Source organism: Aeromonas sp. 601039 (genome assembly GCF_049174415.1).
Classification (GTDB): domain Bacteria; phylum Pseudomonadota; class Gammaproteobacteria; order Enterobacterales; family Aeromonadaceae; genus Aeromonas; species Aeromonas veronii_A.
On the sequence record NZ_JAAKTL010000006.1, the window covers coordinates 157195 to 180721 of the forward strand.

18 protein-coding genes are annotated in these 23527 nt (G+C 61.5%); 12 read left to right on the top strand and 6 right to left on the bottom strand.

Annotation, left to right across the window (positions count from 1 at the left end; all coding sequences use genetic code 11):
- Positions 1-15: 15 nt before the first annotated feature.
- The 4 genes from G5195_RS07735 (at position 16) to gshA (ending at position 5928) form a co-directional block, all read left to right on the top strand.
- Positions 16-993 carry an NADP-dependent oxidoreductase gene (locus tag G5195_RS07735; protein WP_421222209.1) on the top strand — a complete coding sequence of 326 codons (978 nt, stop codon included), beginning with the start codon at positions 16-18 and terminating at the stop codon, positions 991-993.
- Positions 990-1427, top strand: coding sequence for a YqaA family protein (locus tag G5195_RS07740; RefSeq protein ID WP_421222207.1), 438 nt, complete (start codon positions 990-992; stop codon positions 1425-1427). Before G5195_RS07735 ends, G5195_RS07740 begins: the two co-directional genes overlap by 4 nt.
- A 27-nt stretch (positions 1428-1454) precedes the next feature.
- On the top strand, positions 1455-4268 hold the full coding sequence (locus tag G5195_RS07745) for a M16 family metallopeptidase (protein WP_421222205.1): 2814 nt from the start codon (positions 1455-1457) through the stop codon (positions 4266-4268).
- A gap of 61 nt (positions 4269-4329) precedes the next feature.
- Entirely contained in the window at positions 4330-5928 is a 1599-nt protein-coding gene (gene gshA / locus G5195_RS07750; RefSeq protein WP_064338786.1) for a glutamate--cysteine ligase, read from the top strand.
- Between the two features lie 97 nt (positions 5929-6025).
- Here gshA and G5195_RS07755 read toward each other — a convergent pair whose 3' ends face one another.
- Positions 6026-7816: a long-chain fatty acid--CoA ligase gene (locus tag G5195_RS07755; protein ID WP_368225354.1), complete on the bottom strand. Its 1791-nt coding sequence runs from the start codon at positions 7814-7816 to the stop codon at positions 6026-6028.
- A 227-nt stretch (positions 7817-8043) separates the two neighbouring features.
- Between G5195_RS07755 and G5195_RS07760 the strand changes: the two genes are divergently transcribed.
- A complete protein-coding gene (locus tag G5195_RS07760) occupies positions 8044-8544 on the top strand; it encodes a hypothetical protein (protein ID WP_406596058.1) in 501 nt (166 codons plus the stop codon).
- Between the two features lie 7 nt (positions 8545-8551).
- Here the strand turns inward: G5195_RS07760 and rimI are convergent, their stop codons facing one another.
- On the bottom strand, positions 8552-9001 hold the full coding sequence (gene rimI / locus G5195_RS07765) for a ribosomal protein S18-alanine N-acetyltransferase (protein ID WP_216952883.1): 450 nt from the start codon (positions 8999-9001) through the stop codon (positions 8552-8554).
- Positions 9002-9103: 102 nt separating this feature from the next.
- Positions 9104-9538: a DNA polymerase III subunit psi gene (locus G5195_RS07770; RefSeq protein ID WP_257696323.1), complete on the bottom strand. Its 435-nt coding sequence runs from the start codon at positions 9536-9538 to the stop codon at positions 9104-9106.
- 313 nt (positions 9539-9851) lie between these two features.
- Between G5195_RS07770 and G5195_RS07775 the strand changes: the two genes are divergently transcribed.
- The 4 genes from G5195_RS07775 to prfC all read left to right on the top strand — a co-directional run bounded on the left by G5195_RS07775 (position 9852) and on the right by prfC (position 16778).
- Positions 9852-11465 carry an ATPase RavA domain-containing protein gene (locus G5195_RS07775; RefSeq protein ID WP_216952885.1) on the top strand — a complete coding sequence of 538 codons (1614 nt, stop codon included), beginning with the start codon at positions 9852-9854 and terminating at the stop codon, positions 11463-11465.
- Between the two features lie 9 nt (positions 11466-11474).
- Complete coding sequence (gene viaA / locus G5195_RS07780; RefSeq protein WP_216952886.1) at positions 11475-12929, top strand: ATPase RavA stimulator ViaA; 1455 nt, start codon at positions 11475-11477, stop codon at positions 12927-12929.
- A gap of 195 nt (positions 12930-13124) precedes the next feature.
- Positions 13125-14972: a diguanylate cyclase gene (locus G5195_RS07785; protein WP_421236000.1), complete on the top strand. Its 1848-nt coding sequence runs from the start codon at positions 13125-13127 to the stop codon at positions 14970-14972.
- Positions 14973-15191: 219 nt separating this feature from the next.
- On the top strand, positions 15192-16778 hold the full coding sequence (prfC, locus tag G5195_RS07790; RefSeq protein ID WP_005340517.1) for a peptide chain release factor 3: 1587 nt from the start codon (positions 15192-15194) through the stop codon (positions 16776-16778).
- Between the two features lie 252 nt (positions 16779-17030).
- On the opposite strand, the gene G5195_RS07795 is transcribed toward prfC, so the two are convergent.
- Together G5195_RS07795 and mdtH are read right to left on the bottom strand one after the other, a co-directional pair.
- Positions 17031-17942: a bifunctional helix-turn-helix transcriptional regulator/GNAT family N-acetyltransferase gene (locus G5195_RS07795; RefSeq protein ID WP_110304085.1), complete on the bottom strand. Its 912-nt coding sequence runs from the start codon at positions 17940-17942 to the stop codon at positions 17031-17033.
- Between the two features lie 139 nt (positions 17943-18081).
- A complete protein-coding gene (gene mdtH / locus G5195_RS07800; RefSeq protein ID WP_005340523.1) occupies positions 18082-19278 on the bottom strand; it encodes a multidrug efflux MFS transporter MdtH in 1197 nt (398 codons plus the stop codon).
- A gap of 92 nt (positions 19279-19370) precedes the next feature.
- On the opposite strand from mdtH, the gene G5195_RS07805 reads away from it, so the two are divergent.
- Positions 19371-20264 (top strand): LysR family transcriptional regulator, encoded by an 894-nt coding sequence (locus G5195_RS07805; protein WP_421222200.1) that lies wholly within the window; start codon positions 19371-19373, stop codon positions 20262-20264.
- A 32-nt stretch (positions 20265-20296) separates the two neighbouring features.
- Here G5195_RS07805 and G5195_RS07810 read toward each other — a convergent pair whose 3' ends face one another.
- On the bottom strand, positions 20297-22072 hold the full coding sequence (locus G5195_RS07810) for a M4 family metallopeptidase (RefSeq protein ID WP_421236001.1): 1776 nt from the start codon (positions 22070-22072) through the stop codon (positions 20297-20299).
- 346 nt (positions 22073-22418) lie between these two features.
- On the opposite strand from G5195_RS07810, the gene G5195_RS07815 reads away from it, so the two are divergent.
- Positions 22419-22973, top strand: a complete 555-nt coding sequence (locus G5195_RS07815) for a GNAT family N-acetyltransferase (RefSeq protein WP_058058672.1) — start codon at positions 22419-22421, stop codon at positions 22971-22973.
- Positions 22973-23524 (top strand): ribosomal protein S5-alanine N-acetyltransferase, encoded by a 552-nt coding sequence (rimJ, locus tag G5195_RS07820; RefSeq protein ID WP_421236002.1) that lies wholly within the window; start codon positions 22973-22975, stop codon positions 23522-23524. The genes G5195_RS07815 and rimJ overlap by 1 nt, the downstream gene beginning before the upstream one ends.
- Positions 23525-23527: the final 3 nt, after the last annotated feature.

The following is a 23527-nucleotide window of genomic DNA, read 5'->3' on the forward strand; positions in this document are numbered from 1 at the left end:
AGGATGGATTGTGCAATGACGCAACTACAGATTACCGCATTCGGTGACCCCTCGGTACTCAAGCTCAACCCTTCCCTCGATAAGGTGCCAGCCGATGGCGAAGTGCGGGTACGCATCTGCTTTGCGGGGGTGAACCCCATCGATGCCAAAACTCGCGCAGGTCTTGGCTGGGCGGCGGCCCAGAACAAGGACAAGCTGCCCTGGACGCCGGGTTATGACATCTCCGGCGTGGTGGAGAAGGTAGGCCCCGGCGTAACCTCGCTGATCGAGGGGGATTTCGTGTGCGGCATGGTCGGTTTTCCCCTCGCCGCCGGTGGCTACGGGGAGTCTGTGGTGGCAAGCGAGAGCGAGCTGGTCAAGCTTGACGGGGTGAGCCTTCAGCAGGGAGCTGCGCTGCCGCTGGCCGGTCTCACCGCTTGGCAGGGGCTGCTTGAGCACGGCGGCCTCCAGAGCGGTCAGCGGGTATTGATCCTCGCCGGTGCCGGTGGTGTCGGCCATCTTGCGGTGCAGTTTGCCAGCGCCTATGGCGCCGAGGTGGTGGCTACCGCCAGCCCCGACAACCATGGCTTCCTGCACGCACTGGGGGCGCGCTGGATGGTGGATTACCACGATGCGAACTGGCCGGCACGAGTGGTGGCAGAGGCCGGCCAGGTCGATCTGGTGCTGGATCTGGTGGGCGGCGAGAGCGGCAAGGCGGCGCTCGCCTGCGTCAAGTCGGGTGGCCGTCTGGTGACGGTACCCACCATCACTGCCCAGCAGATCAAGGATGCAGGGGCAGCGGCGGGTATCGAGGTGGTCGGCATGCTGGTTCACCCCGACCAGAAGCAGCTGGGGCAGATGTTGATGCTGCTGCGTCAGGGGGAGGTGAAGGTCACCCTCGCCGGTGAATTCCCCCTGGCCGAGGGGGCGCTGGCCCATCAAGCCATCGAAGGGGGTCATGTGCGCGGCAAGCTGCTGCTGCGGATGCCTGCGGCCGATGGCTATCCCGGATGAGCGAAATGATGGAGATGGGGCTGGGGTGGCTCTTTTTAAGCGCGTTTACCTCCGCCACCCTGCTGCCCGGCAGCTCCGAAGTGCTGCTGGGGGCCATGGCGGCCAAGGGGGAGTGGAGCATGGCGAGCCTGCTGCTGTGGGCGACGCTGGGCAATACCCTCGGATCCATGACCACCTGGTGGCTCGGCTGGCTCGCCACCTTCAAGAAAAAACCGGAAGATTTTCAAGGCCGTGGGGAACAAAAAGCCTTAGGCTGGCTCAAACAACATGGTCACTGGTGTCTGCTGCTTGCCTGGACGCCGGTGGTCGGTGATGGTCTCTGTCTGTTGGCCGGTTGGCTGCGCCTCTCCTTCTGGCGCTCTTTCATCCTGATCGGGCTCGGCAAATTGTTCCGTTATGCCCTGGTTTTTCTGCTGGCCAGTCACATTTTCTAGCCTGTTTTTGTCACTCACGAGGTTACCGTGAACAAAGTCATACCTTTAACGATTCTGCTGGGCTTCACCCTGCCGGTGCTGGCGGCACCGACCCTGATCGCCGAACAGGGCAAGGAGGAGGGCAAGCTCGCCATCCCCTACCAAATGTACAAGCTGGACAACGGCCTGACCGTGATCCTGGCCCCCGATCGCTCCGATCCGCTGGTGCACCTCGATGTGACCTATCACGTCGGTTCATCCCGCGAGACGGTCGGCAAGTCCGGTTTCGCCCACTTCTTTGAGCACATGATGTTCCAAGGCTCGAAACACGTCGGTGATCAGGAGCATATGCGGATCATCAACGAGGCCGGTGGCGACATGAACGGCACCACCAACAAGGATCGCACCAACTACTACGAAACTGTGCCGGCCAACCAGCTGGAAAAAGTGCTCTGGCTGGAGGCGGATCGGATGGGCTTCCTGCTCGATGCGGTGAGCCAGAAGAAGTTCGAGATCCAGCGCGCCACCGTCAAGAACGAGCGGGCCCAGCGGGTCGACAACCAGCCGTACGGGTTGGTGAGCGAGAAGGTGGGGGAGGCGCTCTATCCGCGTACTCACCCCTACTCCTGGCAGCCTATCGGTTACGTGGAAGATCTCGACCGGGTCGATGTGAACGACCTCAAGCAGTTCTTCCTGCGCTGGTATGGCCCCAACAACGCCACCCTGACTCTGGGCGGCGACTTTGACAGCAAGCAGGCTCTCGAGTGGATCGAGAAGTACTTCGGCTCCATCCCGCGCGGCCCGGACGTGGCCGAGCCGACGCCAAAGCCGGTGACCCTGCCCGAGACCCGCTACGTGACGCTGCAGGACAAGGTGCACCTGCCGCTGCTCTATATCAGCTACCCCACCGTCTCTCTTGGCGATCCGCAGGAGCCGGCGCTCGATATGTTTGCCGATGTGCTCGGTGGCAGCGCCAGCTCCATGCTCTACCAGTCGCTGGTGAAAACCGGCAAGGCGATCGATGTGGGGGCGTCCCACTACTGCGAAGAGCTGGCCTGTACCCTGACCGTCTACGCCTACCCCAATCCGTCGGTGGATGGCAGCCTCAAGACCCTCAAGGGGGAGGTGGACAAGGTGATCGGCGAGTTCGCCCAGCGCGGCCTCAAACCGGAAGATCTGGAGAAGGCGATCGCCAAGTACCGCGCCTCCGCCATCTGGGGTCTGGACAGCGTCTCCGGCAAGGTGAGCCAGCTCGCCATGGGTCAGGTGTTTGCCCAGGATCCCAACTATGTGTTCAAGACGCTGGATGCCATCGGCAAGGTGACACCGGAGCAGGTGAAGGCCGCCTACGACAAGTTCATCGCCGGCAAGCCAGCGGTGGTGCTAAGCGTGGTACCCAAGGGCAAGACAGAGTGGCAGGTCGCCACCCCGAACTTTACCCCCGCCAAGCGCGAGCTGCCGGATTACAGCAAGCATGACGAGGCGCTGGCCGAACGACCGGTAAAAGACAATTTCGATCGCAGCGTGCAGCCCAAGGCGAGCGAGGCGGTGAGCGTCAAGGTGCCCGCCATCTGGCACGGCAAGCTCGATAAGAACATCGAGATTATCGGTACCAAGAGTGACGAGATCCCCGCGGTCTCCATCATGATTGCCCTGCCGGGCGGCATTCGTGCCGAAGATAAAGGGCAACTGGGGCTGGCCAATCTGACTGCCGCCATGATGGGGCAGGGCACGGTGCGCCTGACCGAGGCTCAGCTGAGCGACGAGCTGCAAAAGCTGGGATCTTCCATCGATGTCTCCAGCGCCCAGTACAACAACCTGATCACCGTCAGCTCGCTGGCGGACAAGTTGCCCCAGACCCTGGCGCTGGTGCGCGAGGTGCTGGAGCGCCCGGGCATGCGGGAGGCGGACTTCGAGCGGGTCAAGGCGCAGCTGCTGCAAGGGATGCAACAGGCCCAGCAGCAGCCCGAGTGGCTGGCCGGGCAGGCGTTCCGCGAGCTGGTCTACGGCAAGCAGAACCGCCTCGGTCAACCTACCGACGGGGTACCTGCCGATGTGGCCAAGCTGACCCTGGCGGACGTGAAGCACTTCTATCAGGCCTACTACAACCCCACCAACGCCAAAGTGGTGGTGGTCGGTGATGTGGATCAGAAGCAGATCGAGGAGCAACTTGGTTTCCTGACCGAGTGGAAGGGGGCCACGCCAACTCTGGGGGATCTCAAGCTCAAGGGTGAGCAGGCCAAGCCGGGTATCTATCTGGTCGACAAGCCGGGGGCGCCCCAGTCGGTGATCCGCATCGGTCGTCGCGCCATGCCGTTCGATACCACGGGGGATTACTTCACCGCCGGGCTGATGAACTTCAACCTGGGTGGCAACTTCAACAGCCGCATCAACCTCAACCTGCGGGAAGACAAGGGCTACACCTACGGCGCCAGCTCGGGTTTCTCCGCCAACCGCGAGGTGGGCACCTTCGCCACCGGCGCCAATGTGCGGGCCGATGCGACTGTGGATGCCATTCGCCAGTTCCTCAAGGAGATGGACAACTACCGCAAGAGCGGCCCGACGCCGGTCGAGCTGGCCTATATGCGCAGCGCGGTCTCCCAGCAGGATGCCCTCTCTTACGAGACCTTGGGCCAGAAGGCGGGCTTCCTGCTGCAGATGGTGATGTATGACCTGAAACCGGACTATGTGCAGGCCCAGAACAACCTGATCAAAACGGTGTCTCCCGAGGCGCTGAAGGCCAGTGCCGCCCGTTGGCTCAATCCGGCCGACATGGTGATCGTGGTGGTGGGAGACAAGCAAAAGCTTGAAAAACCCCTGAAGGAGCTTCATCTTCCCATCTATCCGCTGCAGTTGCCGTAACTGACGCTTTATAAAAATCAAGAGCCGCCCCGGATGGGGCGGCCTCACATGAGCCGTGAATATGACTACAACAAGCTTGTCGCTCACCGAGTTGCTGAATGCGTTGGGATCACCGGAGCGCCTGACCGCGCTCAAGGGGATCCGGCGCGGGATCGAACGTGAATGCCTGCGCATCACGCCGGATGGCCGACTCGCCCAGAGTGACCATCCCCGGGCGCTGGGCTCGGCCCTGACCCATCCCAATATCACCACCGACTACTCGGAGAGCCTGCTGGAGTTCATCACCCCGGCCACCGACTCCATCGACAGCCTGATGGAGCAGCTCGGCGACATCCATCACCATGTGATTCAGCATCTGGGTGACGAGCGGATTTGGCCGCTCTCCATGCCCTGCTTCGTCGGCGGGGAAGAGAGCATCCGGCTGGCCCAGTACGGCAGCTCCAACATCGGCAAAATGAAGACCCTCTACCGTCAGGGCTTGAAGAACCGTTACGGCAGCCTGATGCAGGTTATCGCTGGGGTGCACTTCAACTTCTCCATGCCCGACAGCTTCTGGAGCGAGTGGCAGGATCTGGTGTGCGAAGGGTGCTGCAGCCAGCGCTTTATCTCCGATAAATACATGGGGCTTATTCGCAACGTCTACCGCTTCGGCTGGCTGGTGCCCTATCTGTTCGGCGCCTCCCCGGCCATCTGCGAATCCTTCCTCAAAGGGCGCAAGAGCAACCTGCCGTTCGAGAAGACCGGCAAGGGCACCCTCTATCTGCCTTACGCCACCGCGCTGCGTCTCTCCGATCTTGGCTATACCAACAGCGCCCAGGCTGGGCTCAAGATCAGCCACGACAATCTGCCGGCCTATGTCAGCAGCCTGCGCCGCGCCATCAACACCCACAATCCCGACTTTGCCAAGATCGGGGTCAAGGTGGATGGGGAGTATCGCCAGCTCAACGACAACGTGTTGCAGCTGGAGAACGAGCTCTACGCCCCGATCCGCCCCAAGCGCACCCCGCGCAGCGGCGAGAAGCCCTCGGATGCGCTGGATCAGCGCGGCATCGAATACATCGAGCTGCGCACCGTAGACGTCAACCCCTTCACTCCGCTCGGTATCGATGCCGACCAGATCCGCTTCTTCGATCTGTTCCTGGTCTGGTGCCTGCTGCGCCCCTCTCCGGTGCTGAGTGACGAGGAGATTGCCCGCAACCGCCGCAACCAGAACAAGGTGGTGCTGGAAGGGCGTCGTCCCGGCCTGACGCTGGAAGATGAGCAGGGCAATGCCATTGGCCTCAAAGAGTACGGCCTCAAACTGTTCGACGAGCTGGCTCAGGTGGCCGACTTGCTGGATCGCTGCTGCGGCCGCAACCGCTATCGCGAGACGCTGGCGATGCACCGCGAGAAGCTGCTCAACCCCGAGCTCACCTACTCCGCCCGCATGCTCAAGGAGCTGCTGGAGAGCGGCAAGGACAACGGCTGCTACGGTGACAAGCTGGCGACCCGCTATCGCGAGGAGCTGCTGGCAGGGGAGCTGCAGTACTGGGATGAAGCCTACTTTGCCGGTGAGGCGAAGGATTCCTTGGCCAAGCAGCGCGAACGCGAGCGCAGCGACAGCCTGTCGTTCGATGACTTCCTGGCCGACTACTTCGGGACCAGTAAGACCCCGGCCTGAAGGCGGGTTCGTACCAACCAAAGTGCCAACAAAAAGCCGCTCGAGTGAGCGGCTTTTTTATTTCTCTGAACCTGAGCGATATCAGACGTGGTTGTACTCAGACATGGTTATACATGGCCTCGATTTCACTCTGGTACTTGGCCTCGATGATCTTGCGGCGCAGCTTCATGGTGGGAGTCAGTTCACCCAGCTCCATGGAGAAGGCGCTCGGCAGCAGGGTGAACTTCTTCACCTGCTCGAACTTGGCCAGCTCTTTTTGCAAGTCGGCGATGCGTGCTTCGAAGAACTCCATCACCCGGGAGTGGCGCAGCAGCTCGGTCTTGCACTGGTACTGCAGGTTGATGGAGCGGGCGTACTCCTCAAGCGACTCGAAGCAGGGCACGATCAGCGCCGAGACGAAGTGACGGGCATCGGCGACGATGGCGATCTGCTCGATAAAGCGATCCTTGCCGATGGTCCCTTCCACCAGTTGCGGTGCTACGTACTTGCCGTTGGAGGTCTTCATCAGCTCCTTGAGACGTTCGGTGAAGTAGATATTGCCCTGGCTGTCGAGCTCACCGGCATCGCCAGTACGCAGGAAGCCATCCTCGGTCATCACCTCGGCGGTCGCTTCCGGCTTGTTGTAGTAGCCGCGCATTACGGTGGGGGAGCGCACCAGCAGTTCGTTGTTCTCACCCAGCTTCACCTCGATGCCGTTCAGTGCCGTGCCGATGGAGCCCAACTTGAACTGGCTATCCTCGTAGCAGCAGACGGTGGCGGTGGTCTCGGTCATGCCGTAGCCGTACTTGAGATTGAGCCCCATCGCCTGGAAGAAGAGGTTCACATCGTCGGCCAGACGGGCGCCCGCCACCGGCAGGAAGCGGGTACGACCGCCAAAACGGGCGCGCAGCTTGCGAAACACCAGTCGCTCGGCGAGCCAGAGCTGGCCGTAGAGCAGGGGGGAGGCGGACTTGCCCGCCTGACGGGTGGCAACCATCTGCTTGCCGACCTTGGTCGCCCAGCCAAACAGGGCGCGGCGCAGAGCCGGAGCCTGAGCGACTTTGGCCTGGATCATGGCGTAGGCCTTCTCGTAGAGGCGCGGCACGGCGCACATCACGGTCGGCTGCACCTCGCCAATCACATCCATCACCTTCTGCGGATCGCGGATATAGACGTTCTCGGCGCCGCAATAGAGCACGTAGTAGCTCCATGCCCGCTCGAACACGTGGCTGAGCGGCAGCATGCAGAGCGACACATCCTGCTCGTTCAGGTCGAGGCGGCTGTTGTGCATCTCGAAACAGGCGGCGATGTTGCTGAAGTCGAGCATGACCCCCTTGGGCTCGCCGGTGGTGCCGGAGGTGTAGATCAGGGTCAGCAGATCATCCATCCGGTACTGGGTTTCCCGTACTCGCAGTTCCTGCTCGCTGGGCTGATGGTTGCCGGAGACCAGAAATGTCTGGAAGTGGCTCGCCTGCTCGCAGCCGCGCAAGTTGACGCTGCCGTCGAGGGCGATGAGCTGGCGGATCTCGCCGCTTTCAATCAGTTGCAGCGCCTGATCGAACTGAGGTTGTTCGCCAACGAACAGCACCTTGATGCCGGCATCTTTGACGATGTAGCGCAGCTGATCGAGCGTGCTGGTGGGGTAGATAGGGACGCTGACGCCGCGGGCGGCAAGGATGCCGAGATCGGCCTGGGTCCACTCCGGCATGTTGCGGGCATAGATGCCGACCATTTCGGTTGGCTGGTGGCCGGCACGGATCAGCGCCTGTGCGCAGTAGTCCATGGCCTGGCCCAGAGTACGCCAGCCGATGGCGCGCCACTGGCCATCTTGCTGAACCCGCAGGGCAGCCTTGTTGCCAAGCTGGGCAATACGTTCACGCATCAGTCGAACCAGATGAAGCTTCGGCATCAGTTAAACATCCTTTAATTACAGTTGTACGCCCGCGAGGGCACTAAAAATCGGGCTAGAGTTTAAACTCCAAGATTACAGCTTACAAGTGTTCGCTGTTTGTCTTGGATCACAAAGAGTGCAAATAGCTCTTCCTTTGTGCAGAGTGGCCGATACTGCAAAGGAGCAAAGGGAGAGTTAACGATATGAATCTATGGATGAAAGGGGCATTGGCCGTGATCGGGCTCATGATGGTGGGGGGCGGGGCGGCCTGGTACTTTCTGGGCAAGACACAGCAGCCTGCGAATCCCTGGTATGAAGGGGCGGAGGGATACCAGCAGGCCCAACAGCAGGCATTGGCGCTGGGCTATCCGCTGCTCTATGTGCTGGAGACCCCCAAGTGCCGTCGCTGCAAGGCATTGAACGAACGCTTCTGGCGCAGTGAAGAGATGAGAGTGCCGTTGAGCCGATTGGTCAAGGTGCGGCTCAATCCGGGCAAGGGGGATGGTAGTGAACAGATCCTGCGCCGTTTTCCCAAGGTGGCCACACCGCCCGGCATCTATATCCAGCAGCCGGGTCAACCCCTCAAACCGATCAAGATAGTGGTGGATATACAGCAGATCTGGATGCCGGGGAAAACCTGGCTGCGGGGCTTCTATATGCCGCTTTCCGCCGCCGGATTCGAGGCGGTGGTTCACACCACTCTCTCCTTGCAGGATCCGGCGATGGACAATGCCCCCCTCGATTGAGGCGGGATCAGCTGAAGTCGAACAGGCGGGACATCAGTACCGCATCTTCCCGATCATTGCCGGTGCCGTAGTAGTCGGCGCGGCGGCAATACTCGGCAAAGCCGGCGCTCTCGTAGAGGTTGATGGCGGTCTGGTTGCCTGCCCGCACCTCGAGAAACCAGGCCTCTGCCCCGGCTTGTTTGCTGCGAGTCAGGTAGGCTTGCAGCAGTGTCCGTCCCAACCCCTTGCCCTGAAATTCGGGGTGGACACAGATATTCATCAGCGAGCTGTCTCCGGCCACCAGATCCGAGATATAGAAGCCGGCCGGGCGACCATCGACCAGCATCAAGCCGTTGAGATAGCGAGGACCGAAGCAGGATAGCAGGTTGGCCTGGCTCCAGGGCTCCTTGTGGGCGGCCTGCTCTATGGGATAGACAAGGTCGAAATCGGCTTCGAGCAGGGGACGAAACTCAGGCATGTTGACTCCGGGTGACTGGGTGGAGGATGTCGGGGTTGGCAAAGACGACTTTTGTAAAATCAGGTAAAAAGAGCGGCTTCCAAGAGGGCGTTGAAGGCATGATCATGCCGTACTGTTCGCCAGGTGTCGGCGTAGTTGTTGCCACAGGGCGCGCTTTTGTGCGGCACTGGGGGCCAGCGGACAGATCAACGCATCGGGTCGTTCCGGGTTGGCCTCCGTCAGCCAGAGCAGCGGTGAGGCATCCGCCGTTTGCAGATCGGCAGGCGGCAGCTCGCTGAGCAGTGAGACCTCGTCGGGGGTCATGCCGAGCAGCTGGCAGATATCCGCCAGCAGCGTGGTGGCAGGCAGCTGAGGCGCCAGCAACCAGAGTTTGCCGCTGGGCAGCGGAGCGCGGGTGGCCGGTGCTGTCTGGTCGGGCTGCACGGCATCTTGCGCAAGCTCGGGTACGAGATCTGCACCCAGCAATGCCGGACGACGCAGTTGCCAGCTTTGAATGCCCATGCGGGCCAACATGCTCTGACGAACGGGATCTTGCATCTGGGGCGACTCACTCTTGATCTGCGTTGGGGAAAATTGTGTTGCGCAGGGTACACTCGAACCGCTTTTGCTGCACCCTTTGCAACGCATCATCTGGCGCATGCGGGCATGGTGCCATCACGACACTGGCTATGCATGGGCGCAGCACGCTGCCGATACGGTATCGCACTGCCTTTGCGTTTTTTCCTGCCAGAGGCGGGTATTGTGCGGCAAGAGATACCAGAATAAACATCATAACAAGACAAAACCCAAGGTCGAGCAAATGGATATCGCGCCTTGGGGCTAACATCATCCCAGCTTCGGAACACTCTCTATGTCGTCTTTAGCTCAAGCCCAGAACCCTGCGCGTCTTATTCCCATCCAGGAGCGCCTGCCCCGGCTGCTGGCAGCCCTCGGTGAGGGGCTTTATGAACGGCAGGATGCCCTGCGCCTCGGTCTGCTGGCAGCCCTCAGTGGCGAGAGTGTCTTCTTGCTGGGGCCACCCGGTATCGCCAAGAGTCTGATTGCCCGTCGCCTCAAGCTGGCCTTTCACGACGCCCGCCACTTTGAATATCTGATGACCCGTTTTAGCACACCGGAGGAGGTATTTGGCCCCCTCTCCATTCAGGCGCTGAAAGAGGATGGCAAATACCTGCGCCTCACTGCCGGCTATCTGCCGGAGGCTGAGGTGGTGTTCCTCGACGAGATCTGGAAGGCGGGTCCCGCCATTCTCAACACCCTGCTCACCGCCATCAACGAACGGCAGTTCCGCAATGGTGATAGCCAGCATCCCATCCCCATGCGGCTGCTGGTGACCGCCTCCAACGAGCTGCCGGCGCCGGACAGCGGGCTGGAAGCGCTCTACGACCGGATGCTGGTGCGGATCTGGATGGACCGGGTGCAGGAGAAAGCCAACTTTCAATCCATGCTGGCCAGCGACGGTCACGCCCACCAGAATCTGCCGGAATCCCTGCAGATCCGGGGGGATGAGTACGAGCAGTGGCAGAGCCAGATTGAGCAGGTGCGCCTGCCGGATGCCTGTTTCGAACTTATCTATCAGCTGCGCCAGCAGCTAGACAGCCAGCTGGCCCATCGCTGTTATGTGTCGGATCGCCGCTGGAAGAAGGCGGTACGGCTCATCAAGGCGAGCGCCTTCTTCAATGGCCGCGATGAGGTCGCACCGGTAGATCTGCTGCTGTTCAAGGATTGTCTCTGGCACGACGAGGAGTCCCGCACCGCCCTGCTGGAGATGATGACCGAGTTCTCCCGTCTCTACGGTTATCAGCAACTGGCCTTGACCCGCCAGCTGCTTGCCCTGCGGGATCAATTCAAACAGCTCAAACAGGGCGTGGCCCAGCGTCTCTGCTGCAAGGCGCGCAAGCGCAAGCAGTGGTTTGGCAGACGGGCGAGGGGGATCGAGATCCCGCTCGCCAACGCCAGACCCTTTGGCAAGCAGGTGCACTTCCATCTGCTCACCCCGGCCCCGCTGGATGGCAGCGATCCCGAGCGTCTCACCAGCACCCTGGTGTTCGATCGTACCCTGCTTTCCCATTGGCATCCGACCGGTGAGGCGCTGGTGGGTTATCAATATGGCAACCCGAAAGAGGGACACTACGAGCTGGTACTTGACGATGAGCTGCGCCTGCAGGTGCTCGATATCCAGCGCCAGCAGATCCCGCTGGTATTGATGGAGCGCAACGCCATCCCTGAGGTGGTGCTGGAGCCCTGGCTGCAAGCGCTCGATGAGCTGCTTGCCCAGGTTGGCAAGGTGGTGCAGGAGCTTAAACAGCAGCGCACTCTGTTCGATCGTCATCGGCAGCACCTCTTTATTGCCCAGCGCTGGCTGCAACAGGTGGAAGACAGCTTCTTCGTGCTGAGCCGGGATCTTGAACTGCTGCGCGGCGAGCTGACACAGTGGCGCGAGCGGTTGCCAAGGCTGGACGAGTAAGGAGCGCTCATGCTTGAGATTGGCATGCTGGATCTGGGGCTCCTGATCGGTGAAGGGGAGCTGGCAGGGGAGGTGGCTCTTTTGCTTGCTGCGTCGCCCAAGATCTCCGAGTTCATCAAGCGCTCCCCGCTGCAGGGCAAGCTGCTGAAAAAGCGCCTGCAGAGCTGGGGTGAGCAGCTTGGCGAGGAGATCCGTCACAAGCCGGTGCCGGTGGCGCTGGAGCAGGAGTACCTGCTCTATCAGGCGCACCGGCAGTTGCCGATGACCGAACTGATAGGCCGTTTGCCCGCCCTGCTGGAGTCGCTGGATCACTACAGCCCCTTTGCCGGTGAGGCCCGTTCGCTGGTTCGCCAGCTGATGGCTCACCCCACCGAGGGGCTGCGCCAGCTCTTTATCGATAAGTGGCGCGCCAGTCTGGTGGGGAGCCTGCTGCAACTGCAGCAGCAGATCGCCGAGGCGGAGCGGGAGAAGCAGCGTCAGGAGATTGAAGATCAGCTGCTGGCGAGCCGCACCCTGGCCGATGCCCTCGATCCGAACCAGATCTCAGCCGGTGGTCTTTGGGATCTGGCGCAGGGGCACTGGCACAAACGCAGTCTGGTGCTGGTCAAGCAATACGCCCGTATGTTGCAGCGCGAGCCCTTGCTGGCGGAGATTGCCGCTCTGCTCGGGCGCAGCGAGCGGGATCGCCGGGCGCAGGAGCAGCCGGTGCCACCGGTTCAGGTGCTGGAGCTGGAGCCCGCCCCCAGCGACGATGTGCCGGACGACCTGGTGGGCATCCACCAGGCGAGCGACCTGATGCGGCTACTGCCAAGCGAGGCGGTGATGCTGGGGCTGCCGGAGCTGGAGCTGGAGTTCTACCGCCGCTATCTGGAGCGGCGCCTGCTCAGTTACCAGTCACGCGGCACCTTGCCGCGCCAGCGCATCATGCTGCGCACCCCGGAGCAGGGGGGGCAGCAGTTGCAGCAGCGGGGCCCCTTTATCGTCTGTGTCGATACCTCCGGCTCCATGGGGGGCTATCCCGAGGAGTGTGCCAAGGCACTCTTTCTTGCGCTGCTCAAGGTGGCGATGGATGAGAAGCGCGGTTGCTACCTGATGCTCTTCTCTACCGAGGTGGCGACCCTTGAGATCACCGCCGATACCGGACTGGACAAGGCGGAGCGCTTCCTCTCCATGAGCTTTCACGGTGGTACCGATCTGGTGCCTTGTCTGGAGAAGGCGCTGGTCAAACTCGATGAGCCCGCTTTTGCCAAGGCAGATGTGCTGGTTATTTCGGACTTTATCGCTCAGAGTCTGCCCCATGCCCTGCTCGAGCAGATGAACCGCTATCGCCAGCGCCAGACCCGCTTTCACGCAGTGGCCATGTCCCGGCACGCCAAACCGGCACTGTTGCGGGTCTTTGACAACAGCTGGCTGCTCGATTGCGGTCTGCGCGGCCGGCTACTGCGGCGCTGGCAGCATCATTAGTTACCGGGAGGGAGCCAGCCCCCTCTTTCGCTCTGTATCCCCCTCCTCATTCCAACGTTATGATATTGCTGTAAAATGTGAGATGAAACCCATTCAAGTCCTCTCTCCTTGCGGTAGCCTTTACAGCCGTTGTTACAGGGTGATTTTCCGGTATCGGGTCGCCTGCTGCTCTTTCCCCATTCATCCGGAGTGTTTATGAGCCGACTTGCCTTGCTGCTGTTGCTGGCGGTATTCGGGCTGGCAGCCAGACCCTTGTCCCCCGAGCAGTTGGAAAATGAACTGGAGGAGATGGAGCAGGTCCATCAGCCTATCGAGTTGCTGCGGGAGCGCGTTGCTCGCTTGCTGCGGGATGGCAGCGACTATCCACCGTCCCAGCTGATGCGGATCAGTCGTCTGGCTTGCTGGGCCCAATCTGCCGATGACATCCAGGCGTCTCGCCGTGCGATTGCGTATGCCGACAGCCAACTGGTGCTGGCTCAACAACGGGGAGATGACGCAGCCATTGCCGAGTTGCTCATCTGTCGTGGCTGGTTCAATCAGCTGCTCGGCGAGGTGGCACAGGCCCGTCGGGATTATGATGAGGGGCTGCGGTTGGCAGGGGAGGCCGCTGTGCTCAAGCTGGAGGCGCTTGCGCTGTCCCACCGGGGAGCCATGTTGTCGTTTCAGGGGGCGTCAGGGCAGGGGCTGGTGGATCTCACCAGGGCGCACGACATCTACGAACGGTTGGGATTGACCACCTGGTATAACCGGGCGCAGCTCGAGATTGCCGCCGCGTTTCGCCGCATGGGTCTCTATGCCGAGGCGCTCACTACCCTGAACCGGTTGCATGAACACTTTGCCCACAACCATGACGGGTTCGGTTTGGCCAGGATGAGAGAGCAGCTGGCTCTGGTCTATCTGGAGACGGGGCGCTATCAGGAAGCGCAGCAGGAGCTCGAACGTAGTCTCGCCTTTTTGCAACAACCCGAGTACCGGATTGAACATGCGGATCGTCAAGTGATGCTGGCGGAGGCTCTGCTCGGTCTGGCGCGCCTGGAGCAGGCCGGACGCTTGCTGGCGCAGGCAGCAGGCGTGCTCACCCCTGAAGTTGATCCTATCCTCCACGCCCATCTCGAGCTGGTAATGGCCAAACTGCAGGTGAAAATGCGGGATCCGGTCCCGGCCTTGAGCGCACTGGCGAAGATTGAACCGATCCTGAAGGCTGAGGGGCACACTCGTTACCTGATGGATCTCTACGCAGTGCGCAGCGAAGCATTCGAGCTGCAACGGGACTATCCGGCTGCGCTGGCGGCCTTGCGGGATCATTTGGTGCAAGAGCAGCGCCTCGACCAGATGCAGCGAGAGCAGAGTACAGCCTGGGTGCGCGGCCAGTTTGAACTGACCCGCCAGGCGGAAGAGAACAAGCGGTTGCGGGTCGAGCAGCAGTTGCAGCGGCAGGAGCTGGCGCAGATCAAGGAGCGTCGCTTCTGGTTGCTGGTGGTGATGGTGCTCTGCGGTGGAGTGGCTCTGCTGACGATGAGGTGGTTGCTGGAGCGCAATCGTCGGATGCATCGGTTGGCCTTTACCGATGAGCTGACCGGCATCGATAACCGGCGTCGGGTGCTGGTGGATGGGCGCGAGCACTTTGAGCTGGCCCGCAGGCAGCGAATGCCCTTTTCTCTGCTGCTTTTTGATATCGATCACTTCAAGCGGATCAACGATTCGCTGGGTCATCATCAGGGAGATCGGGTACTGCAGTGGGTATCCAGAATGGTGGCAAGAGAGTTGCGGCAGCAGGATCTGCTGGGCCGTACCGGTGGAGAGGAGTTTTTGGCACTGCTGCCGGAGACGGGGCTGGAGGAGGCGTCCCGTTTGGCTGAGCGGATCCGCGCCAGGGTCGGCCAACGGGCGTTGCCCGGTTTGTCCCATCCGGTGACCATCAGCATCGGGTGTGCCTGCCAGCGCGATGATGATCAGGATCTGGCCGCGTTGATCCGGCGTGCGGATGAGGCTCTCTACCGGGCAAAAGGGGCCGGGCGCAACCGGGTGGAAACAGACGACTGACGGACTGGGTATTTTTCACTCGCGCGGGTATAATGTCGCGCAATTTTGCTTTGACTCAGGCGAGAAGACCCATGTAACGCAACCCTCCTCCCTCTCTCCACCAGGTTGGCAATACGCCAGCTGGCGTGGCTTTCGTTGCGTATACATGTGCCGTGAGCGGCATTCCGGATTTATTCCCACGGTGGCTGATGCCACCGCTCAATAGAAGAACGTTGAATTATGTCAGCTGAATTTCTGAGTGAAGTCTCCAAGAGACGCACTTTTGCGATCATTTCGCACCCGGATGCGGGTAAAACCACCATCACCGAGAAAGTCCTGCTGTTCGGACAGGCCATTCAGCGCGCCGGTACCGTCAAGGGCCGTGGCTCGGGCCAGCACGCCAAATCCGACTGGATGGAGATGGAGAAGCAGCGTGGTATCTCCATCACCACCTCGGTGATGCAGTTCCCCTATGCCGATTGTCTGGTCAACCTGCTCGACACCCCGGGTCACGAGGACTTCTCTGAAGATACCTACCGTACCCTGACCGCGGTCGACTGCTGCCTGATGGTCATCGATGCCGCCAAGGGTGTTGAAGACCGGACCCGCAAGCTGATGGAAGTGACCCGTCTGCGTGATACCCCCATCCTCACCTTCATGAACAAGCTGGACCGCGAAGTGCGCGATCCGATGGAAGTGATGGACGAGGTGGAGCGCGAGCTGAAGATCATGTGTGCCCCCATCACCTGGCCTATCGGCTGTGGCAAATCCTTCAAGGGTGTCTACCACCTCTACAAGGATGAGACCTATCTCTATCAGAGCGGTCAGGGCCACACCATCCAGGAGAAGCGGGTGGTCAAGGGGCTGAACAACCCGGATCTGGATGCCGCCGTCGGCGAAGATCTGGCCCAGCAACTGCGCGACGAGCTGGAGCTGGTGCAGGGCGCCTCCCCCGAGTTCGATCACGATGCCTTCATCGCTGGCGAGATGACCCCGGTCTTCTTCGGTACCGCGCTCGGTAACTTCGGTGTCGACCACATGCTGGATGGCCTGACTGACTGGGCGCCGTCTCCCATGCCACGCAAGGCCGAGAGCCGCGAAGTGGTGGCGACCGAGGAGAAGTTCTCCGGTTTCGTATTCAAGATCCAGGCAAACATGGATCCGAAACACCGTGACCGTATCGCTTTTATGCGTATCGTGTCAGGTACTTACAGCAAGGGCATGAAGATGCGCCACGTGCGTATCGGCAAGGATGTGAACATCTCCGACGCCGTGACCTTTATGGCCGGTGACCGTGAGCAGGCGGAAGACGCCTTCGCCGGTGACATCATCGGTCTGCACAACCACGGCACCATCCAGATCGGCGACACCTTCACCCAGGGTGAGGATCTCAAGTTCACCGGTATCCCGAACTTTGCGCCGGAACTGTTCCGCCGCATCCGCCTGCGCGACCCGCTCAAGCAGAAGCAGCTGCTCAAGGGGTTGGTCCAGCTCTCCGAAGAGGGGGCGGTACAGGTGTTCCGTCCGCTGATTAGCAACGATCTCATCGTTGGTGCGGTCGGTGTGCTGCAGTTTGACGTGGTGGTTTCGCGCCTCAAGAGCGAGTACAACGTCGAGGCCATCTACGAGGCGGTCAACGTCTCCACCGCCCGCTGGGTGGAAGGCACCGACGTCAAGAAGTTCGAAGAGTTCAAGCGCAAGAACGAGGTCAACCTGGCCCTCGATGGCGGTGACAACCTCACCTATATCGCACCGACCATGGTCAACCTGCGCCTGGCTCAGGAGCGCCACCCCGACGTCGAGTTCCGCCAGACTCGCGAGCACTGATCACCGCTGGTTTGCTTATTGGCAGATAATCAAAGAGACCCCGCTTCGGCGGGGTCTCTTGTTTTGTGCCGTTTTGCCTGTTTAAGGAGGGATGCAGGGGGGAATGGTTCAGCATATACCAGTCGCAAGCAGCCCTCACCCTAGCCCTCTCCCGGAGGGAGAGGGAACCATCGGAGGTCTTCCTGAAAGATCGCGGAAGTGTTTTGCCCCCTTCTCCCCTTGCGGGAGAAGGGCTGGGGATGAGGGGGGGGGCTACCCAAGTGTCAGCACCATGCAGATCTCGCAATCCCCGTGGCCGGTGCAGCCAAGGGGGCCAGGCAGATGTTCAAAGCCCAGTGATTCATAGAGGCTGGTGGCTTCGCGCAAGACCTCGGTCGTTTCCAGATAGCAGCGCTGATAACCAAGTGCGCGCGCCTCGTCCAGTGCCTGCAACACCAGCCGCTTGCCAAGGCCCAGTCCGCGCAGGGCGGGCATAAAGTACATCTTCTGCAGCTCGCAGACTCCCTCTTCTCCCGCCAATGGCGCGATACCACCACCGCCGAGGATGGAACCGTCCGGCCCTTCGATAACCCAATAGCGGCTCTTTTCCCCCTGATAGCTCTGGGAGAGGGTGTCGAGATTGGGATCGGATACCCCATACCCCTTGTCGGCGGTGAGGCCATATTCGGCCGAGACGGCGCGAATTACCAAGGCGATCTGGGCATTGTCCGCCGCCGTGATGGGGCGGATCTGGTAACCCCGCTGGCGACGGGCGCGGGAGAGGGCGCTGCGATAGAGCCGCAGCCCTTGCCAAAGCTGCTCCCGCTCGGGCAGGCTCAACTGCGCCAGCATCTCTTCCATCGCCCCGTCCATCTCCCGGTGCAACTCCAGCAGCATCCCCTGACCGTTGACGGTGAGGCGGGCCTCCTTGCTGCGGCCGTCGGAGGGGTGCGGGTGCCAGCTGATGAGCTCCCGCTCGGCGAGGCGCGCAAGCGGACGACTGGCGTTGGATTTGTCGATGTGCAGCTTTTCTGCCAGCTGCTGGTTGGTGGCCGGGGCGTTTTCCAGCTCGATCAGCAGATGAGCCTCGATGGGGGTGAGGGCCAGGTTGCCGCACTGCTGGGAGAGCATGCCGAGTTCGCGAACCAGATCGCGCGACAGGGCGCGCAGGGGACGGGGATCCATATCGTGGGTTCCTTTTTAGTTGTGCATGACAACTAAAATAGCGTAAAAGTTGTAATTCGCAACCTTTTGCTGTGATGACTTGCAGAATATGAGGTGAGCGGCAGCCCCGTTGATTGGGCTGCCGCAGGTGGGGCGGTCGTCAGGCGGCGGCTCTGATAGCCAGCTCCGGGCGGCGGGAGAAGCAGCGGGCGAGCAGCAGCATGGTGGCGACGCCTATGGTGCCCAGCACCAGCCAGGGGAGGGCCGGTTGTCCCTGTTGCAGCGAGAAGTCATAGAGGGAGCCACCGCCCACGTAGCCGGTCATGCCTCCCAGCGCCAGTCCGAGGCGGCTGAAGCCCATGTAGCTGCCGCGGGCTGTGGGGTTGGCAAGCCGGGTCATCAGGGTCTCCCGGGCCGGTTCACAGATGATGATCCCCAGATAGAAGCAGGCCAGCAGTACGAAGATGCCGGAGAGGGTGCTGACGAAGGCGACCAGCCCGATCCCCACCGTCATGAGCAGGATACCCGCCATCAGCCGGCTCTCCAGCCGATAGCGCCGCTCGCTGAAACGGGCGATAGGGTAGAGCAGCGCCAGTGACAGCGCCGTTTCCAGGCTGTACATCCAGCCCACCGCCGTGGTGGTACCTGAGAGCTGCTTGACCAGAATGGGGAAAATCAGCATCACCTGTACCCACAGCATGTAGTAGCCGCTCAGGATCAGTACCAGTCGGCAGAAGGCGCGATCAGCCAGCACCTGTCCCAACCCTTCCCGCATCGGGGTCGGTTTGACCGAGAGGCGGTAGGCGGGCAGCAGGGTCCAGTTGCAGAGAGCCGCCAGGGTGAAGAGTCCGGCGCCCAGCAGGCAGACGTAGGTGAAGTCAAAGCGCAGCAGCCAGCTGCCGAGCAGGGCACCGGTGACTGCTCCCGCACTCTCCAGCATCATCAGCAGGGAGATAAAGCGGCCCCGCTCATGGGGACGGGTAAATTTGATCACCAGTGCGGCTCGTGGCGGGTCGAACAGGCAACCGCCCAGTCCGGAGAGGAAGCAGGAGAAGATCAGCATGGCGCCGCTGTCGGCCCAGGCCAGGGTGGCAAAGCCGACGGCGCGCAACAGCATGCCGGTGACGATGAGCGGGCGGGCGCCAAAGCGGTCGGCCAGCGAGCCGCCGAAGATCCCCAGCCCCTGCTGGGTCAGCTGGCGCAGGCCGAGGGCCAGCCCCACCAGACCGGCGGCCCAGCCGAGCTGGTCGACGAAGCGCAGGCTGATCATCGGCATCACAACAAAGAAACCCAGGATCACCAGTGTGGTATCCAGCGCCAGAAACCAGCGTCCCCAAAACCTCGCCCTATCGACCATAACGCCCTCTCATTCACAGATACCTTCATTCTGGAGAGGGTTTAGATATAGTGGTAGACGACAACTACCTATATTTCATATCAGGATTATTTATGTCTATGGATCTGGACGATCTGCAACTGCTGCTGGATGTGGCTGAGCTGGGCAGCTTCAGTCAGGCGGCGGCCATTCGCGGCTGGTCACAGCCGCTCGTGAGCCAGCGGATTGCCCAGCTGGAGGAGAGCCTCGGGGCGCCGCTGTTTCAGCGTCATCGGCGCGGGGTGACGCCGACCCGTGCCTGCGAGGAGTTTCTGCCATCGGCCCGCTCTGCGCTGGCGATCCTGAGCGAAGGGCGGCTGGCACTGCAGGGGGCGCCTGCGCTGCCTTGTATCCATCTCTCCAGCCTGCCATCCCTCACCTCGGTGGTGTTTGGCTCGCTATTGATGGAGCTGGTGGACGAGCCGTTCGAAATCCGCTGCACCACGGATCACTCCGGCGAGATCATGCAGTCGCTGCTGACCGGGGAGGCCGATATCGGCTTTGTACTCAAGCGCCCGCCGGTTGCTGGCCTGCAGATGGAGCTGCTCTGCTGCTCCCCCATTATCGCTATCGCCTCGCCATTGCATCCGCTGGCCGGTTGTCACGGGCTCACCCTGGAGGATATTGCCGACCAGCGGCTGGCGCCTCAGGTATGGGGGCCGGGGTGTGACGTCTTTATCCAGCAGTTGCGGCGGCTGCGGCGGGCCGCCAGCCCCCTGCATGCGGTGCAGCCCGCCAGTGCGGCGCGGGATCTGGCGCTGGAACACGGGTTTATCACCCTGATGCCGGAGCTGGCCATCAAGCGGGATCTGGAGGTGGGGCGGCTGGTCAGGCTCGATGTGCGCAATCTGCCGCAAGAGCATTGGGATGTGATGATGGCGTGGCGAGGTGGCAAGCGGCCCAACCCGGCCCGGGAAACCGTGTTGGCCACCGCCCGCACGCTGGCGAAACGGTGGCGCAATGAGTAGAGCGATGCGGGACAAGGCCCGCATCGGGTGGATCAGTAGCTGGCCTTGAGGGTCACGCCGCTGAACGCTGTAAACCCTGACAGCTGCACATGCCAGGTGCCTGCCTTGGGATTGGTGAACGAGCAGCTTTCGTTATTGCCCCCCTTGTAGGGGCGGCAGTCGTAACTGCTGCTGGTGGGGGCGCTGCCAAAGCGGACGTAGAGGTCGGCATCTCCGGTACCGCCGCTGCTGCTGATCTGCAGCGACCTAGTGCCCGCCGGTACGTTCAGGGTGTAGTTGAGCTTGCCCCCCTTGCTGGCGGCGAGGTTGCTCACCGGCACGCCGTTTTGCAGCACGTTGTCGCTCGGTGGCGGCGTGGTGCCGCAGCTGGCATCGACCCCGACGGTCTGGAAGGCCCGTGCCACATCCTCCTGACTGTAACCCAGATCGGCGGTCGCCCGGCTGACGCCGCAGGCCCCTTGCTGGTAGTTGGTGTTGGCGCCCCAGTAGAGGCGGTTGGCCAGCAAGAACACTTCAAATGCCTTGCGGGTGTTCCAGCCGCTGCTGGTGGCGAGCAGGTAGAAGGCGCGGTTGTAGACCCCGGAGCTGTGGTGTACATCCATCCCCTCCTGATAATCCGCGGCATGGCCGATGGATCTGCCATCCCGGGTCGGATCCTCGAAGTAGCGTAGGGAGCCGTTGCCCTTGAAGATCTGGGCGCCGACCAGCCAGTCGTTGCTCCCCTTCATGTAGAACTCGGCCGCTTCCCCCGCCATATCGGAGAAGGCCTCGTTGATGCCGCCGGATTGTCCTGAATAGATCAGCCCGGAGTTCTGCTCGGTAAAGCCGTGGCTCACCTCGTGGGCCGCCACATCGAGGCTGACCAGCGGGTGGAAGGTGGTGGCGCCATCACCAAAGGTCATCTGGCTGCCATCCCAGAAGGCGTTCTCGTAATTCTTGCTGTAGTGAACCCGCATCTTCAGTTTGAAGGTGAGGGGCGCCGTGTTGTACCAGTTGCGGTACATGTCGAACACCACGTTGCCGAAGTAGTGGGCGTCGTTGAGGGGCGAGTAGGCGCCGTTGATCTCCTTGACACGGTTCTCCGGACAGGTGAACTGGTGGATGGCACCGCCTGAGGTGGCGTGGTTGAGGTTGATGGTATCGACGTTGGGGCTGGTCATCCGGCAGTTGTCATCCACGATGAGCGGGCCAAAGTCGGTGCCGTAAAAGTATTTGCCGGTCTTGATGTTGCCCCCCGGGCCGGTGGCGTCCTTGTGGTTGATCCCCTCCCAGCGTTTGAGCTCCTCGCCGCTCTGGGCATCAAGGATGACGAAGGGGCGGCTCGGTTTGTCACCTTCGGCGATGAAGGAGACCTGATAAACCAGCCGAGCCAGCCCGTTCTCATCCTGCATCACGTAGAGTTTGACCTGCTCGTTGCTCCCCTTGCTGCCCGCCTTGGCCTTGCTGGCGGCATCCTGTGGCGAGAGGGTGGCGGCCGGGCTTGCCACGTCCTGATCGATCTGGCGCAGCATGCGTCCACTGGCCTGCTGCAGCTGGCCGTTCAGGCTCTTGTCAGCCACCACCACCTGACCCATTACCGGGATGCCGTTCCAGACCTGCTCGTAGCGGATCCGCTGCTGGCCGTTGGGCAGCTTGACCACCCGCACCTGACGAAACTCGCCATCTTCCAGCTGCAAGGTACCACTCGCGGCACTGAGGCCTGTCATGGCCCGGATGCCGTTTGCCGTTACGTTGATCTCTACCTCTTGCGCCGCCAGTGCGGCGCTTCCCCAGCAGGCCAGCGCAACGGCCAGATAAATTTTATTCATCTCTTCTTTCCTTAAATCGATGAGATTGATAAACCGACCGAAGGTCGGGCGTTTTGAAGCTAGTGCCGGTGGGGGAAAGTGCCCCCTGTCAAAAGTGACAGCGCAGCACAAAGGGGTAGCAGGATCTGCCAAAGTGCCGTTTGGGGGCATTCGTCGGCGCCATGTGGAGAGCATTATCCGGTTTCGGACACCCACCCTCCTCTTTTGAGGGAGGAGAGTACGTGCGCTGTCACTCTCTGCGAAGCCTGCCGGAGGGGGGCCGTAAAAGTGGCTGGCGCGGCCAGTGGCGATTGGCTACATTGGGTGCTGATTCGCTATTTGATCACTGATTTGAAAGGAGAATCCCATGTTTTCATGGCAGTTGGACGACGAGCTTGCGCTGCTCTTCTTGCAGCCAGATATGGCGAGCGAACTGTTTGCCCTCTGCAATGACAACCGGGAGTACCTCTCCCAGTGGCTACCCTGGCCGCCACTGATCCAGCGCCCCGTTGACAGCGCCCTCTTCATTCGCAGTGCCATCGAGAAGTTCGCCCGCGGCGAGGGGCTCACCACTGCCATCGAGTATCAGGGGGAGGTGGTGGGGGTCATAGGTTACAACAGCATCAATCACGACCTTGGCAAGGTGGTCATCGGTTACTGGCTGGCGGAGCGCTGGCAGGGCAACGGTATCATCACCCGGGCCTGTCAGGCCCTGATCCACCACGCCTTCGAGGAGATGGGGATGGAGAAGGTGGAGATCAGCGCCGCCACCGATAACGAGCCCAGCAGGGCTGTTTGTGAACGGCTCGGGATGCAGCTGGAGGGGGTGACCCGGCGTGCAGAGCGGCTGGGCAACCGGATTGTGGACCATGCCCACTACAGCTTGCTGCGCGATGAGTGGCTAAGACAGCGGGAGTCCTGATGTCGCTGCCACATATCAAGACGGCCCGCACCCACCTGACCATACTGTCGCCGGATCAGGCCCCCATGATGCTCGACTTCTACCGGCGCAACCGTGCCCATCTCGCCCCCTGGGAGCCGCTGCGCGATGACCATTTCTACACGCTTTCTTACTGGCATAACCGGCTGCAGGATAGCTACAGCCAGTTCTTCAACGGTACCGGCGTCAATCTGGTGGCCCTCGATCCGGCTGGCGAGCGGGTGATCGCCACCTGCAACTTCAGCAATATCCTGATGGGGGTCTTCAAGGCGTGTCATCTGGGCTATGCCATCGACCAGCAGCATCAGGGGCAGGGGGTGATGGGAGAGGTGCTGTCAGCCGCCATTGACTACCTGTTTCGGGAGCACGATCTGCATCGCATCATGGCTTGCTATATGCCTGCCAATCAGCGTAGTGGCGCCTTGCTGGAGCGGCTCGGCTTCGAGCGGGAGGGATTCGCACGGGCGTATTTGATGATCAATGGCCGCTGGGAGGATCACATCCTCACCTCGCTGATTAATCCGGCCCCCTGAGCG

Excerpts from the sequence above, each read along its gene's own strand:
- gshA (WP_064338786.1), top strand. The coding sequence starts at position 4,330 with ATGACTACAACAAGCTTGTCGCTCACCGAGTTGCTGAATGCGTTGGGA.
- G5195_RS07740 (WP_421222207.1), top strand. The coding sequence starts at position 990 with ATGAGCGAAATGATGGAGATGGGGCTGGGGTGGCTCTTTTTAAGCGCG.
- rimI (WP_216952883.1), bottom strand. The coding sequence starts at position 9,001 with ATGCCTGAGTTTCGTCCCCTGCTCGAAGCCGATTTCGACCTTGTCTAT.
- G5195_RS07785 (WP_421236000.1), top strand. The coding sequence starts at position 13,125 with ATGAGCCGACTTGCCTTGCTGCTGTTGCTGGCGGTATTCGGGCTGGCA.
- G5195_RS07775 (WP_216952885.1), top strand. The coding sequence starts at position 9,852 with ATGTCGTCTTTAGCTCAAGCCCAGAACCCTGCGCGTCTTATTCCCATC.
- mdtH (WP_005340523.1), bottom strand. The coding sequence starts at position 19,278 with ATGGTCGATAGGGCGAGGTTTTGGGGACGCTGGTTTCTGGCGCTGGAT.
- G5195_RS07815 (WP_058058672.1), top strand. The coding sequence starts at position 22,419 with ATGTTTTCATGGCAGTTGGACGACGAGCTTGCGCTGCTCTTCTTGCAG.
- G5195_RS07810 (WP_421236001.1), bottom strand. The coding sequence starts at position 22,072 with ATGAATAAAATTTATCTGGCCGTTGCGCTGGCCTGCTGGGGAAGCGCC.
- G5195_RS07760 (WP_406596058.1), top strand. The coding sequence starts at position 8,044 with ATGATGGTGGGGGGCGGGGCGGCCTGGTACTTTCTGGGCAAGACACAG.
- viaA (WP_216952886.1), top strand. The coding sequence starts at position 11,475 with ATGCTTGAGATTGGCATGCTGGATCTGGGGCTCCTGATCGGTGAAGGG.
- G5195_RS07805 (WP_421222200.1), top strand. The coding sequence starts at position 19,371 with ATGTCTATGGATCTGGACGATCTGCAACTGCTGCTGGATGTGGCTGAG.
- G5195_RS07795 (WP_110304085.1), bottom strand. The coding sequence starts at position 17,942 with ATGGATCCCCGTCCCCTGCGCGCCCTGTCGCGCGATCTGGTTCGCGAA.
- prfC (WP_005340517.1), top strand. The coding sequence starts at position 15,192 with ATGTCAGCTGAATTTCTGAGTGAAGTCTCCAAGAGACGCACTTTTGCG.
- G5195_RS07735 (WP_421222209.1), top strand. The coding sequence starts at position 16 with ATGACGCAACTACAGATTACCGCATTCGGTGACCCCTCGGTACTCAAG.
- G5195_RS07755 (WP_368225354.1), bottom strand. The coding sequence starts at position 7,816 with ATGCCGAAGCTTCATCTGGTTCGACTGATGCGTGAACGTATTGCCCAG.
- rimJ (WP_421236002.1), top strand. The coding sequence starts at position 22,973 with ATGTCGCTGCCACATATCAAGACGGCCCGCACCCACCTGACCATACTG.
- G5195_RS07770 (WP_257696323.1), bottom strand. The coding sequence starts at position 9,538 with ATGCAAGATCCCGTTCGTCAGAGCATGTTGGCCCGCATGGGCATTCAA.